Genomic DNA, 13,919 nt, shown 5'->3' on the forward strand with positions numbered 1-13,919 from the left:
TTCCAGGGGGGCAAAAACGGCACACAAGGAGTTAGTCAAAAAACGAAAGTTCAGCCGAGTTCGTCGTAAACTACCCCAACGATCTCCCCATCGTCGAGCGAGACGAAGCTCACCTTGGTTTTTTTACCGCTCTTGGGGTCAAGAACAACAAAATCCGGCTTGGACAGGTACTTACTGGCGGGCATTCTCCAGACATCGCCGTAATGGGACCTGAGTTCCTTCAAAAATTTCTCCGCATCACGCCTGATAACGGTTGCCATCGGTATCACCACTATTATATACCACATCATGATATAAAAAGCTTTCCTATAGACATTCGTTAAAAATAATATCGACAACTGTCGATTCCGGGAAGACACCAGGCCTCGGAAGAATAAACCTGACAAAAAGGACAGAAAGGGCAAAAATCGATAAATCAGGACCTGAGCATCTCGACGTACTCGAGCTCCTCAGGAATGGGCCTCCTCCTCGCCCTCTCCATCTCGCGCTGGCGTAGGTAAGCGTAAAGCTCAGCCATCCAGATCATCTCTCTCACCCCCTTTTAGACTCCCTCGATTTACAGTAACCTTTTTCGAGTTTAAAAAGGTTGTCAGACCTCTAAATTACTTTAATGGACCTTCAAGAGCAACAGTATCTTAAAAAAGCAACGTGGAGCGACTTCTGCGTTTAATGTACAAATATGAACTACCAAAGGGGTTTTGAGAGGTTTGATTATTTTAAATGAATACATTTTAGGGGCCCCTTTTGACCCAACCGTTTATAAACTTTGGGGACTTCATCCTTACGGTGGGAGAAAATGGCCCTGGAAAAGCTCGGGAAGGCACTCAACAGCGCCCTCAAGAAGCTCGCCCGTTCGAGCACCGTTGATGAGGCCACCATCAAGGAGGTCGTGCGAGACATCCAGAGGGCCCTCATTCAGGCGGACGTCAACGTCAGGCTCGTCCTTCAGCTGACCAAAACGATAGAGAAGCGAGCGCTGGAGGAGAAGGCCCCGGCTGGGGCATCGAAGAAAGAACACATAATCCAGATAGTTTATGAAGAACTCACGAAGTTCCTCGGGAAGGAGGCCAGACCCCTCGAGATAAGGGAGAAGCCGACCGTTCTTCTGACCGTTGGTATCCAGGGCTCTGGTAAGACCACGAGCGTGGCCAAGCTGGCGAGACACCTCCAGAAGCGCGGTTATAAGGTCGGCCTCGTCTGTTCTGACACCTGGCGTCCGGGCGCTTACTACCAGCTCAAACAGCTCGTCGAGCCCTTCGGGATAGAGGTCTTCGGCGATCCCAACGAAAAGGACGCCGTGAGGCTCGCCCGGGAGGGCGTTGAGTACTTCAAGAATAAAGGTGTGGACGTCATAATAGTGGATTCCGCGGGAAGGCACAAGGACGAGAGCGGTCTAATAGAGGAGATGAAGCAGATAAGCGAGGCGATAAAGCCCCACGAGGTCATTCTCGTCATCGACGGAACCATCGGACAGCAGGCCTACAACCAGGCCCTGGCGTTTAAGGAGGCAACCCCCATAGGCTCGATAATAGTCACTAAGCTCGACGGTTCCGCAAAGGGCGGTGGCGCCCTCTCCGCGGTCGCCGCAACGGGGGCGCCCATAAAGTTCATCGGTGTGGGCGAGAGGATAGACGACCTCGAACCCTTCGACCCCAAACGCTTCGTCTCCAGACTGCTCGGAATGGGTGACATCGAGGGACTGCTCCAGAAGCTCGAGGAGCTCCAGAAGGAGCGGGAGTTCAAGGAGGAAGACGTCGAGAAGTTCCTCAAGGGCAAGTTCAACCTGAAGGACATGTACGCCCAGCTCGAGGCCATGGGGAAGATGGGGCCGCTGAAACAGATACTGCAGATGATCCCGGGGCTCGGCTATTCCCTTCCCGAGGACGCGGTTAAAGTCGGGGAGGAGAAGTTAAATAGGTACAGGGTCATAATGGACTCCATGACCGAGGAAGAACTCGAACATCCCGAGATAATCAACTACTCGAGGATAAAACGGATAGCGAGGGGTTCCGGAACCAGCGTGAAAGAGGTCAGGGAACTGCTCAACCAGTACAATCAGATGAAGAAGATGTTCAAGGGCATGGACAAGAGAAAGCTCTCCAAGATGGCAAAGAAATTTAACTTCGGGGGGTTGGGGATATGATGGAGGCCTTCGTGCTGGTCGTTGTTAAACCCGGGAACGAGGAAAAGGTCTACAACATCCTCGCCGGGGAAGAGCGAATAAAGGAGATATACCGGGTTTACGGGGAGTACGACATCATACTCCGGGTGGAGGTCGAGAACATCCACGAGCTCGACAGGTTCCACGACGAGGTTCTGAGGAAGATCCGGGAGATAGAGATGACGGAAACGCTGATAGCCAGCTCCTATCGGGGGTGAATCTTTGGAGAAGAGGTGGGTGGCAACCATCCACCTTGACACCCTCGAGGTCGAGTACGACCCCTCTTTTAAATTTAAGTGCGTTGAGAACTGTGGAAGGTGCTGTCGGGAGCTTGAGATACCTCTAAGAGACGAGGACGTAGTTGCCATGGAGGAACTCGGCTATAGCGCGTGGGAGTTCGTGGACTACGAGAAGATGTTCTACAGGGGCGACAGGTTCCTCGGTTATGCCATTAAAAAGCGTCCCTTCGACGACGCATGCGTTTTTCTCGACCCCGAGACGAGGAGATGCAGGATATACGAGAGAAGGCCCCTGGCGTGCAGGCTGTATCCCTTCGTCTTTGTAAAGCGCGGGAACCTGATGGAGGTGTACGTCAAGGTGGACTCCTTCTGCCCGGGTATCGACCATCCGGGCGGGGAGCCCGTTACCGGGGAGTTTCTACTCCGCGAGTACGGGGATATCGTAGAGGACTACCGCAGGAAAGTTGTGAACGATTCGAAGTAACCGAAACGTATTTAAACATTTTTTTGTTAATTCTTGGCCACCGGAGGTGAGAGGATGAGCCAGCTAAAGTCGGTGCAGGAAAAGCTCAGACTGGTCAGGGTGCTCAGACTGCTCAAGAAGACCTACACCTACGAAGAGCTCTCCAAGATAACCGGCCTGCCCATCACCGTGCTCAACAGGTACGTGAGGGGAAAGGTCCTCCCAAGCGCCGATAGAACCCAAAAACTACTCGAACTGCTCCTCCCATACATCAACGTTGAGGAGGAGGTCAGGAAGAGGGTAAAGTTCGACGAGCGCGGTTTCTTCGACAACATGCCCGTGCTCAGCGATACTGCATTAATGAGCCTAATCGCGGAGGACGTCGCGGCCAGGTACATGGAGGAGAACGTGGACAAGGTCCTCACCGCGGCGACGGATGGAATAGCCCTCGGCGTCCACATAGCCAAAGAGCTGAACGTCGACCTCGTATACGCCAAGAAGAAGAAGGAAGTCGGTGTTGAGAAGTTCTACGAGGTCAGCTACGTCCCAAGCGCCTCTGGAAGCGTTACGACACTTTACCTTCCCCAGTGGGCTCTCAGAAAGGGTGAAAACGTTCTCATAGTTGACGATGTGATAAGGAGCGGCGAAACGCAGAGGGCCCTCCTTGAGATGTGCGGGCAGGCCGGGGCGAAGCCCGTGGGGATGTTCTTCCTGATAAGCGTCGGCGACGTCATCGACCGCCTCAAGGAGGAGTACAGCATCCCGGTGGAGAGCCTCATAAGGCTGGAGTGATATCATGAAGGTCTTCATATACAACGTGGACGGCCTGACGGTACCGGTGGAGGTCGAACCCGGCCTCCCCTTCAAATTCGTCTGCAGCGAGGAGGAATGCGGCAGGGAAGTTGTGGTGGAGGGAATCGTCAGGCCCGCGAGCGAGGAGGAGTTCACCCGGATCCTCGAGGATACCGTGGCGGAGAACCCCGACTTCGAAAAGATACGCGAGATAACCGCCAGGACGCTCATCTTTGAAGGGAAGGTCAACGGGAAAGAGGTAAAGCTCCCCGCCGAGAGTTTCAATGACTTCGCCAAGCGCTTCCTGGACGGGGTTTTAGTCCTCCGTTAACTTGAGCCGGGGGTCCTCTTTCACCACCTGCATGGCCACGCTCGTGTTCGTTTTCTCCACCCCGTCGAGGGATAAAAGCCACTTAACGAACCGGTTCATGTCCGCCCTGTCTTTGAACTTCGCAACCACGACGATATCGAACTCTCCGGTTATGTCGTAAACGATTAGGACCCTATCGTTGCGGGCTATCTCCCTCTCTATTTCGACTATTTTCCTCCCCTGCGCCTTGACCCCGATAACCGCCGTGAGGCCGAATCCAAGCTTCTCGTAGTCGACGAGCGGCGCGAATCCTTTGATTATGCCCTCTTCCTCCATCCTCTTGATGCGGTTGTAAACCGTTCCAACGGCCACCTTGAGCTCGCGTGCTATCTCGCGGTAGGAGAGTCGAGCGTTCTGCTGGAGCAGCGAGAGTATTCTGAGGTCGAGCTCATCCACCATCTCTGTCACCGAGGAGACTACACCGCAAACTTTAAATACCCTTTCCCTGGAGGGGATAGCGGGTAGAGGACCGGTAGCCTAGCCAGGACAGGGCGGCGGCCTCCTAAGCCGCAGGTCCGGGGTTCGAATCCCCGCCGGTCCGCCATACAGCCCTTGCTTCGCAAGCGCCCTTCTCACTATCGTTCGAACATCCTGGCGGATGGCGGAAATTTGCGTGCGGTTTTAAAGTTCGGTGTTTTAGCGTGGATTAACGCTCAAACTGGCGGTTTTTGGATGGTTTCACTCTCACAAGGCGCCCTTCGGGCGCCAGAATAAAAAGTGAAACCTGTTAGGGATTGGTCTTAATGCTAATCCCTCTTTAATTCTCCAAATTTAGAGCGCACGCTCTAATCTCGTTCTTTTATGAGAAAGGGCTTCTTTTGGTCAAGCTTTTTCTAAAAGCTTGAAAAAGTTTGATCAAAAGGTTGTGATTCTCTTTTTTAGGGTGGTTGTGATGTGTTTGCATTGTAAAGAAGTTTTTGAGTTTGGAATTCACAGTTAACGTGTTATTGAGAGGGGGTTTGCTTTTAAATAGCGCTCCTTCGGAGCGTGGGAGATTGCAAACCCCCTGAATTTGGCCTTTTAATCTTGAATTTGGAGTTCAATGACCGTTTGAGGGTGCAAACACTCACGAGAGGGCAGTTAAAAGGAATCACGATTCTTCGCCAGCCTTTTCCCAAAAGGCTGTTGGCCAAGCTTTTAAGAAAAGCTTGTTCCAGGGGCAAAAAAGATAAAAAAGAGCGTTACAGCTTGATGGGCGCCCCGAAGGCCCTGTCGCCCGCGTCCCCGAGGCCGGGCAGAATGTAGCCGTGGTCGTTCAGCTCCCTGTCTATCGCGGCCACGAACATCTCGACCTCTGGATGGGTCTCCTTTATCCTGTCTATTCCCTCGGGCGCCGCGAGGACGCCAACCACAACGTAGCGCTTGGCCCTTCCGTACTTCTTCACCTCGTCGAGAACCTTGACGAGAGTCGAGCCCGTCGCTATCATCGGGTCCGCCACGATTACCGTGTCCTCAGGCTTTATCCGGGGCACCTTAACGTACTTCATCTCTATCTCGAACTTTGGAGCCTTCCCGCGGGATGCGGAGACGATGCCGACGCGGGCGTGGTCGAGAACCTTGATGAGACCCTCCATCAGCGGTATCGCCGCGCGTAGAACGGTTATTATGACGACGTTTCGCCTGTCCTTGATCCTCGTCCCGGTGGTTTCCTCGAGCGGCGTCTTTACCGGGATTTTCTCGACCTCCATCGTTTTGGTGAGCTCGTAGGCCATGTACCTGCCGAGCTTGACGAGTCCCTTCCTGAAGGGTATAGGTCCCGTCCTCTCATCTCGGAGTTCCGTCAGAACCTCCATGATGAACGGGGAGTCTTCGAAGGAGTAGACACCCTCCCACCTCGTGTCCTCTATCATTGCCCTCACCGAAGATGGGTCTGGACTGGGATTTATTAGCCTTCCGGCTGTCAAGTTATTGTATCCCTAAGTCATGTTTTTGATTTTTCCGCGATTATCCCGACCATCGCCTGTGGGTTCAGTCCCTTTCCTCTATGATGCGGCTCATCCAGCTCCCTGTCAGGAACCAGGCGAGGGCAACGATAGCGCCGAGGACGTTGCTCAGACCCATGCCCAGCCACATCCCGGCGGTGTCCTTCGCGAGAACCCCGAGGCCGTAGCTGAGGGGAAGCCTCAGCCCCCAGAGGCGGAATATACCAAGGACCATGCTCTTCTTGGTGTGTCCCGAGCTCTGGAAGACGTTGTTCACGGCGGAGAATATCCCGAAGAAGGGCAGGGAAGCCGAGAAGTACTTCACGACCTTCGCGCTCTCGGCTATTATGGCCGGATCGTTGATGAAGAACCTGAATATCTCAACCCGGAAGAGGATGAAGATCAGCGTCCCGATCCCGAGGATGGTGAAGTTTATGGCCATTGTTTTTTCGGCTATGGCCTTCGCCCGCCCGTAGAGCTTCGCCCCGACGGTCTGCCCAACCATCGTGCCCATGGCCATGCTTATGCCATCGGAGAAGGCGAACATGAAGTTGGTGAGCCTGTTGGTTATCGAGTAGGTTGCGAAGGCCACGTCGGCATCGCCGAACCGACCGCCGAGGGTGAAGATTATCCTTGTGAGTATGACGAAGCCAAGGGCCGTGCTTGATGAACCGACGCTCGAGGGTACCCCCACGCGGAAGATGCGCCCGTAGAACTTCCAGTCCGGCTTCAGGCCCTCCACCGTCAGGTGTATTCCCACCCTCCCCGTGAAGAGGAGGTAGCCACCGACGAGCGAGCCGAGGCTGTTGGAGAGCATCGTCGCCACGGCCGCCCCCACGACCCCGAGTTGGGGAAACGGTCCCCAGCCGAATATGAAGAAGGGGTCAAGTACGAGGTTGAGGAGAACCGTGGCTATGTTTATCTTGACCGGTGTTTTCGTGTCGCCTATGGCCCTCAGGAGGAAGTTGAAGGCGAAGAGGGTGAAGGCGAAGGGTATACCCGCGAAGATAACCCTCGTGTAGCTGAGGGCGTATGGATAGACGGTACCGCTGACGTTCATGAAGTCGAGCAGGTAGGGGGCCGAGATCACGCCGAACACGCCGACACCGATAGCGAAGAGCATCATGAGTGAGTAGAGCGCCCCGGCCGCTTTGTTTGCTTTCTCGTACTGCCTCGCGCCGACGTACTGGCTCACGAAGGCGAAGCCGGCCGTCGCGAAGCCCATTCCGATGGCCATGAAGAACCAGACGAGGGGCCAGGCCGTTCCCGGGGCGGCCAGCTCCGCCCTTCCGAGTTTTCCGAGCCAGAACGTGTCGGTGAGGTTGTAGAGGACCTGAACGAGCTGGTTTACGATTAGAGGATAGGCTAAGACGATGAGCGTTTTAACTATCGGGCCGTTGATGATCCGATCGCGCATCTCCTCAACTTTACCGTTCTTCATTGAGACAGGCATCGAAACGTTGGTATAAAAAGCTTATCCTGGATAAAGGAGCCAGCCCAGGGATATCGGTGCTCTGCGTTCAGAATCTATCCTTCAAACAAAAACTAAGTGGAGAAAAGGAAAGAAGCTCACTCGAGGAGCCTCTTCCTGGCGGCCTCGAGCATGATCTTCTGCTCTTCCCTGGCGACGGTCTTCCTGATGAGCTCGACCGCGTCCGGGTTCGCGGAGATGCTGTCGATGCCGAGCCTGACGAGGAGCCTGGCCATCTTCGGGTCGCTGCCGGCCTGTCCGCAGATGCTGGTCTCGACGCCGTGCTTCTTGCAGACCTTTATGACGTTCTCGATGAGCTTGAGAACGGCAGGGTGCTTCTCGTCGTAGAGCTTGAAGACGCGCTCGTTGTCCCTGTCGATGGCGAGGGTGTACTGGGTGAGGTCGTTGGTACCGAAGCTGACGAAGTCAAGGCCCTCCTTGACGAGGTCCTCGATGATGAGGGCGCTCGCCGGGGTCTCTATCATGACGCCCCACTCGACGTCCCTGTGCGGGACAAGGCCGACCTCGAGGGCTATCTCCTTGGCCTTCCTTATCTGCTCGGGGTGGCTAACGAGCGGGAGCATGACGCCGATGTTGTCGTAGCCCTCGTCGACGAGCCTCTTGATGGCCTTGAACTCGGCCTTGAGGAGCTCCGGCTGGTCGAGGCCTCTCCTTATTCCCCTCCAGCCGAGCATCGGGTTCCTCTCTTCGGGCTCCTCCTCTCCGCCGGGGAGCTCGCGGAACTCGTTAGTCGGGGCGTCGAGGGTCCTGTACCAGACGCGCCTCGGGTAGAAGGCCTCCACGACCTTCCTGATGCCCTCGACGAGCTTCTCGATGAGCTCCTCCTCCTTGCCCTCCCTGATGAACTTGACCGGGTGGGCGCCTATGCCGAGTATCATGTGCTCGGCCCTGAGGAGTCCGACGCCATCGGCACCGGTGGCCGCGGCGCGCTCGGCGACCTCGGGCATGGAGACGTTGACCTTGACCTCTGTGGCGGTGACGAGCGGGGCACCCGCGACGACGACCTTGCCGCCCTCGGCCTTCTCCTCCTTCTCCTTGACGAGGCTCTTGACAATGCCCTCGTAGACGACACCCCTGGTACCGTCGACGGTGACGAGCATGCCGTCCTTGAGGACCTTGGTGGCCTCCTTGGTGCCGACGACGGCGGGGATGCCGAGCTCCCTGCTGACGATGGCGGCGTGGCAGGTCCTTCCGCCCTCGTCGGTGACTATAGCCGAGGCCCTCTTCATGGCCGGAACCATGTCCGGGTTGGTCATCGTGGTTACGAGGACGTCGCCCTCCTTGACCTTGTCGATCTCGCTGGCGTCGAAGATGACGACGACCTTACCGGCGCCGATTCCCGGTGAGGCTCCGAGACCCTTGAGGAGAACCTTCATCTCCTCGGTCATCTCGGCCTCCTCGGTCTTAACCTCCTCCTTGAGGGTGGTTATCGGCCTGCTCTGGACGATGTAGAGCTTACCGTCGTCCTTGTCGTAGGCCCACTCGATGTCCTGAGGCCAGCCGTAGTGCTCCTCGATCTTGGCGCCCATCTTGGCGACCTCGATTATCTGCTCCTCGGTGAGAACCTGCTTCTCGACGTACTCGGGGCCCAGGTAGTCGGCGACCTTGACGAAAACGGTGCCCTTGCCGGTCTCGGGGTTGCGGACGACCATGACCTCCTTCTTGGCGATGTACTTCTCCTTTATCTTCCAGGTGCCCTTCTCGACGATGTACTCGTCGGGGGAAACGCTTCCGCTAACGACGGCCTCTCCAAGGCCCCAGGCGGCGTTTATCATTATCTCGCTCCTGTCGTTGGTGACGGGGTTGGCGGTGAACATGACGCCGCTGGTCTCGCTGTTGACCATCTTCTGGACGACGGCGGAGAGGTAGACCTTGCTGTGGTCGAAGCCCTGCTTGGCCCTGTAGAAGGTGGCCCTCGCCGTCCAGAGGCTGGCCCAGCACTTCTTGACCTTCTCTATAACGTCATCAACGCCGTAGACGTCGAGGTACGTCTCCTGCTGGCCCGCGAAGCTGGCCTCGGGGAGGTCCTCGGCGGTGGCGGATGAGCGGACGGCAACGTAAACCGCGTCCTTGTTGAACCTCGCGGAGAGCTCCTTGTAGGCCCTCTCGATCTCCTCGGCTATCTCGGGGAGCATCGGGAGTTCGATTATCTTCGCTCTTATCTTGGCGGTGTTCTCCTGGAGCTGCTTGGAGTCGTCGACGTTGGTCTCGGCGACGACGCTCATTATCCAGTCCTGGAGGGTAGTACCGTCCTCCAGCTTGACGTTCTCGACGAAGTACTTGTAAGCTTCGGCCGTGACGCAGAATCCGGGCGGAACCGGAATGCCGGCGTTGGTCATTTCACCAAGGTTGGCACCCTTTCCACCAACAAGAGGGACGTCTTCCTTTCCGAGTTCCTCAAACCACTTTATAAACCTGTATTCACTCATGCAAATCCCTCCGCAATTGTTTACTGCGGGTGATATATCGAGGGGCCGTATTTAAAATTAACTATCCAGGGCTGTTCCCTGGCGTACAGGAATGAAAAAGAAGGCGGATGTGTTCATTGGTGGAATGCGAACGCTCCGTATCCCCGCACTTTAATTCTGGATGGAAAGAGGTAAAAAGCACGAAGGGCTCAATCGAACCGCACGAGTGGATGGAGACTCAGCAGTTCGTTCGTCATGTCCAGGGCTTTCCCCTGACCGTAGGCGTAGCTGAGGTAGCGGTAGATGGCCAGCACGGCATCCAGGGGGTGAACTTCCTTGTTGGGGTTGAAGGTATCGAATATGAACTTCACGGTTTTGTTTTCCTCCCCGCTGAATCCGGCAACGTGGTATATGTAAAGCATCTGGGCGTAGGTGGAGCGGGAGTAGGCGTAGTCATATCTCTCGGCCTTTAGCTTTCCATTCTCGTCCTGTTGCTTCATCAGCCACCCGGCGGCGTTCTTTATCGACTCGAGTACGGTTTCATTGCCAGTCAGCTGGTAGTACCTCGCAAGACCCGAGGCTATCGCAACCGTCGTCCCCACGTTATCGTTCCAGCTACCGTCCTCCCTCTGTTCATCGAGTATCTTCGCCAGCACGTTTCTCTCGGTGGTTTCGTTGAGTATCCCCAGCTCCCTGTAAATCGGGAGCAACATGGCGTTGACGACGAGTGAGCCCCTTTTATCCTTCGGCGTCGTCATGAAGTAGTCTTCCCTCTCCCTGCTTTTGAGGAGCTCGATTGACTTCTCCTTGCCTTCAAAACTGATATCCCTGAGGGGTTCAAGGGTGTAGGCCGTGTAGAGGGTGAAATCGTTCGGTGGAACGCCCCAGGGGAATGCCCCGTTGTCCATCTGCTTGTAGGCGAGCCACTGGAGGAGCCATTCAGCCCTCTCCCTGAACGCATCATCCCCCGTCCGGTTGTAAATGTTCATGTACAAGTCCACCATCCAGGCGTTTAGGTTGAAGTAGGCTTTGTAGCGGTCATCGAAATCAGCGTAGTTGTAACCCGTCCAGAATTTCTCGAGGAACTCAACGAGGGGTCCGTAGGTTCCGGTGTGGTCCAGCACGAAGGGCTTCCCGGGCTTTATCGGGGGTTCCGGAACGAAGCGGTATATCTGGGCGTTGCCATTGCAGAACTCAAGTTTGAAGTGGGTGTCGTACGGGGCGTACTCCATTAGGCCGTACCTGATTAGCCCATATCCCAGTCTCCTCCTGTCCACGAATACGTAGCTCACATTATATTTCCTCATAAGGAAATAAACGCGCTCCCTCTGGCTGGAGCTGAACATCACAACGTGGTCCCCGTACGCCCGACTGGCCTGCATCGCAGTTGGTGCCTCCCCGAAAAACCCCTGATAGACTTTCTTCCAGATAACAACGTCCTTTCTGTGGGTGTTGCCTATCAGAAGATAGCCCATGTCCCACCAGACGAGTATCGTGGCGTTTTCGGAGGTGTTCTCGGCAATCCACTGATACGCCTCCCTATCGCTAACGGTGGGGGGAGTTATGTAATTGAAGGCCCCGTAGGTTCCCTGAGCGAGGGGAACGAGGAGTGTTAACACTATAATCACAGTTGCTAAACCCTTCTTGGCCGTTAGCTCCATTATCCAGCCTGCCCCAAACCCCCTGAGGTCCTCAAAGGACTTTCTCAGGAACAAAGCCACCCTCGGGAACACTTCGTCCATGAGGAACTCGGAGGACATGGCCGCGAGGGGTATCGTCGCGTAGGGATCACGGAAGCGGAAGGAGATGCCCCCAGCCAGTATAAAAGCCCAGGCCCAGAGGGCAAAGCCACGCCTTATCGGGTCTTTTTCGAGGTAATACCTCGTTCCAAGGGCACCGAACACGAGCTGGACAACCCCTATCCACTTGAAGTAGCCCAGGAAGCTGACCTCGGTCTTCTGCAGCCTCAGGAAGAAGTCCGCAACGAGGGAATTGATGAACCCCACCTTGAGGTACGCCACGTAGGCGAGGATTAGGAAGGCCAGGAAGTAGTGGAGGTTTCTCTTCACGACCGGCCACAGGTAAGCAAAGACTATCAGCGTGGCCGCCATCACGAAGAATATCCACCCCCTGTGGGTGAGCATGTAGACGCCGAGCAGGAGGCCGAGGGCCATGAGGTACCTCGACCGCCCGGTCTTCAGGAGCTTTATTAGGAACAGCAGGCCGAAGGAGAACATGACCAGCCCGAGGTTCTCCGGGATGTATAGCGACGTCCTGTATATGAAGTTCGGGGCAAAGGCCAGGAGTGCAGTGGCGAGGAGAGCGCGCTTTCCGTCCTCCACAAGTTCCTTGAATGCGAGGTAGAAACCAAAAACCGCTATGGTGCCGTAGATGGCGGGGAGTATAAAAAATACGTAGTCGGACGGGAACAGCTTATACACGATCGCTCCAAGGATGTGGAAGAGCGGTGGATAGCTGTAAGCCTTTAAGCCGAGGAGGGAGGGGATGTCCTTTGAGATTGCACTCATCCCCCTTTCGACGAGCCTCAGGGTTATGTCCTTGTGGAGGTACTCATCGTATGCCGCCAGTAGAAGGGTTCTGTGCGGTGTTAACCTGATGATAAAGGACGCAATAAGGAGCAATGGGAGGTAGAGCTTTTCGACCCTGGTACTCATCTCACCGGCACCTCTCAAACCTTTTAAGCCCTTCCATTTAACATTGGTAGGTGGTAAAGTGAGGGGGTTAAAAATCTTTAGCCTCGCCTTTTTCACCTATCTCCTCATCGCCCTCTATTCCAACTACCTCGACAGCAGGCTGAAGGAGTTAATCTACGCCCGGGGGTTTTCTCCCTCCATGGTACTTCTGGGTCTGGTCTACGCTCTGATCTTCTTCCTGGCCTTCTCCTCTGGCTACCTCGTTCGATTACGTTCAAAAGGGCTCAGGGTAAACCCCTGGTTCTACATCACCGGCATATTTGCGCTCTCGTTCGTCGAGTTTCCCCTCGGCCCGCTTCTGACTGTGCTCCTGATCGGGGCCTACTGTTTCCATCCCGGAATGCGGGACAGGTTGCCGTTCCATGCCATTGGGGTGGCCATCGTAGCCCCCCTCGTCTTCTACCTAACCGTGGGGATCCCGTTATTTAACAACTCCCTAAGGTACGTACTCGTTGGGCCCCTCGTCTTTTCCGCCCTCCTGGGGGCCTTTGGCATCGTGTACACGGACACCAGCGTCAGGGTAAAAACCCTCCTGTTCCTCGTCTTCATGCTCCTGTTTTTCCTCGGAACGTTCCGCTCTTTAATCGTGCTGGTGTACCTCGCCTACACCCTCGACCTGTACTCGAGGGGCGTTTTTAGGCTCGACACCAGGACCATTGGAATCAGCCTTCTCCTGGGCCTCATCGTGGTGTGGCTCAGCGGTAGCGTCCAGGCGATTCTGGTAAGGGTGGGTTTCACCTTCCTGGTGTTCCACAACCTCGTTCGCCTCTCCATCCCGTACGGTATTTTCCACGGTGCCCTGCTGTTCAGTGATAATCCGAGACACCTGGTTGCGGGGCTTTTCGGGGCCACGGGGGTTGGCAACTACACCTACTTCTTCTTCGGGCAGGCGGTAGCAGATTTTGGAATTCTCGGCCTTATGGAAGCGTTCCTCCTGGGTTTCCTCCTGGGGGAGAGCGAGAGAAACCCAAAAAGCCTTGCTTTCGTGCTCTCGATCATGATATACGCCCTCGATCCGGGAATCGATGCCGTCCTGCTGATATCTATTCTCGGGGCTTTGCTGTGTTCGGGCGAGTGATCGTTGCGTGGATCAACCTCATGTTAGCCCAGTTTGGGGAAGGAGTTGCGTTGTTGCTCATGTGGACTTACCGATTGTTCCATCGGGCAACGAATCTGAATCAGGTGCCCAAAAAGAGTCACCGTCGGTGTTACATAACCATTGCGGCCTCAGAATAACCCCCTAAGCCGAAATCTTTATATCGATGCTTCGTCCACAATAGAGGTGAACACTAAACACGGAGGTGTCAGGATGAATAGAAAGGCCTTGAGTCTCTTGATTGTTGTAGTGATGCTACTCT

The 13,919-nt window shown here is 55.4% G+C and carries 12 protein-coding genes and 1 tRNA gene; 7 read left to right on the plus strand and 6 right to left on the minus strand.

The window, feature by feature from the left end:
- Positions 1–50 precede the first annotated feature (50 nt).
- Positions 51–260, minus strand: coding sequence for a hypothetical protein (locus tag A3L02_RS00300; protein ID WP_088862091.1), 210 nt, complete (start codon positions 258–260; stop codon positions 51–53).
- A 536-nt stretch (positions 261–796) separates the two neighbouring features.
- On the opposite strand from A3L02_RS00300, the gene A3L02_RS00305 reads away from it, so the two are divergent.
- The 5 genes from A3L02_RS00305 to A3L02_RS00325 are packed head-to-tail and all read left to right on the plus strand — an operon-like array spanning position 797 to position 3,986.
- A complete protein-coding gene (locus A3L02_RS00305; RefSeq protein WP_088862092.1) occupies positions 797–2,143 on the plus strand; it encodes a signal recognition particle protein Srp54 in 1,347 nt (448 codons plus the stop codon).
- Positions 2,140–2,379, plus strand: a complete 240-nt coding sequence (locus A3L02_RS00310; RefSeq protein ID WP_088862093.1) for an Lrp/AsnC family transcriptional regulator — start codon at positions 2,140–2,142, stop codon at positions 2,377–2,379. Before A3L02_RS00305 ends, A3L02_RS00310 begins: the two co-directional genes overlap by 4 nt.
- Positions 2,380–2,383: 4 nt before the next feature.
- Positions 2,384–2,884 carry a YkgJ family cysteine cluster protein gene (locus A3L02_RS00315; protein ID WP_088862094.1) on the plus strand — a complete coding sequence of 167 codons (501 nt, stop codon included), beginning with the start codon at positions 2,384–2,386 and terminating at the stop codon, positions 2,882–2,884.
- 54 nt (positions 2,885–2,938) lie between these two features.
- Positions 2,939–3,655, plus strand: coding sequence for a phosphoribosyltransferase family protein (locus A3L02_RS00320; RefSeq protein ID WP_088862095.1), 717 nt, complete (start codon positions 2,939–2,941; stop codon positions 3,653–3,655).
- Positions 3,656–3,659: 4 nt separating this feature from the next.
- Positions 3,660–3,986 (plus strand): hypothetical protein, encoded by a 327-nt coding sequence (locus tag A3L02_RS00325; protein WP_088862096.1) that lies wholly within the window; start codon positions 3,660–3,662, stop codon positions 3,984–3,986.
- On the opposite strand, the gene A3L02_RS00330 is transcribed toward A3L02_RS00325, so the two are convergent.
- Positions 3,972–4,424 (minus strand): Lrp/AsnC family transcriptional regulator, encoded by a 453-nt coding sequence (locus tag A3L02_RS00330; protein ID WP_204247223.1) that lies wholly within the window; start codon positions 4,422–4,424, stop codon positions 3,972–3,974. The genes A3L02_RS00325 and A3L02_RS00330 overlap by 15 nt on opposite strands.
- A 67-nt stretch (positions 4,425–4,491) precedes the next feature.
- On the opposite strand from A3L02_RS00330, the gene A3L02_RS00335 reads away from it, so the two are divergent.
- Positions 4,492–4,569: transfer RNA gene (locus tag A3L02_RS00335), tRNA-Arg, on the plus strand.
- Positions 4,570–5,206: 637 nt separating this feature from the next.
- On the opposite strand, the gene upp is transcribed toward A3L02_RS00335, so the two are convergent.
- From upp to A3L02_RS00355, 4 genes are all read right to left on the minus strand, one after another.
- Positions 5,207–5,875: a uracil phosphoribosyltransferase gene (gene upp / locus A3L02_RS00340; RefSeq protein WP_088862097.1), complete on the minus strand. Its 669-nt coding sequence runs from the start codon at positions 5,873–5,875 to the stop codon at positions 5,207–5,209.
- A gap of 118 nt (positions 5,876–5,993) precedes the next feature.
- A complete protein-coding gene (locus tag A3L02_RS00345; RefSeq protein WP_088862098.1) occupies positions 5,994–7,388 on the minus strand; it encodes an MATE family efflux transporter in 1,395 nt (464 codons plus the stop codon).
- 128 nt (positions 7,389–7,516) lie between these two features.
- Positions 7,517–9,868 (minus strand): phosphoenolpyruvate synthase, encoded by a 2,352-nt coding sequence (gene ppsA, locus A3L02_RS00350; protein WP_088862099.1) that lies wholly within the window; start codon positions 9,866–9,868, stop codon positions 7,517–7,519.
- A 188-nt stretch (positions 9,869–10,056) separates the two neighbouring features.
- Positions 10,057–12,522 (minus strand): glycosyltransferase family 39 protein, encoded by a 2,466-nt coding sequence (locus A3L02_RS00355; protein ID WP_088862100.1) that lies wholly within the window; start codon positions 12,520–12,522, stop codon positions 10,057–10,059.
- 58 nt (positions 12,523–12,580) lie between these two features.
- Here A3L02_RS00355 and A3L02_RS00360 point away from each other — a divergent pair, with 58 nt between their 5' ends.
- Positions 12,581–13,639, plus strand: a complete 1,059-nt coding sequence (locus A3L02_RS00360; RefSeq protein WP_088862101.1) for a hypothetical protein — start codon at positions 12,581–12,583, stop codon at positions 13,637–13,639.
- Positions 13,640–13,919 lie beyond the last annotated feature (280 nt).

The sequence above is a fragment of the Thermococcus celer Vu 13 = JCM 8558 genome, from assembly GCF_002214365.1.
Lineage (GTDB): Archaea > Methanobacteriota_B > Thermococci > Thermococcales > Thermococcaceae > Thermococcus > Thermococcus celer.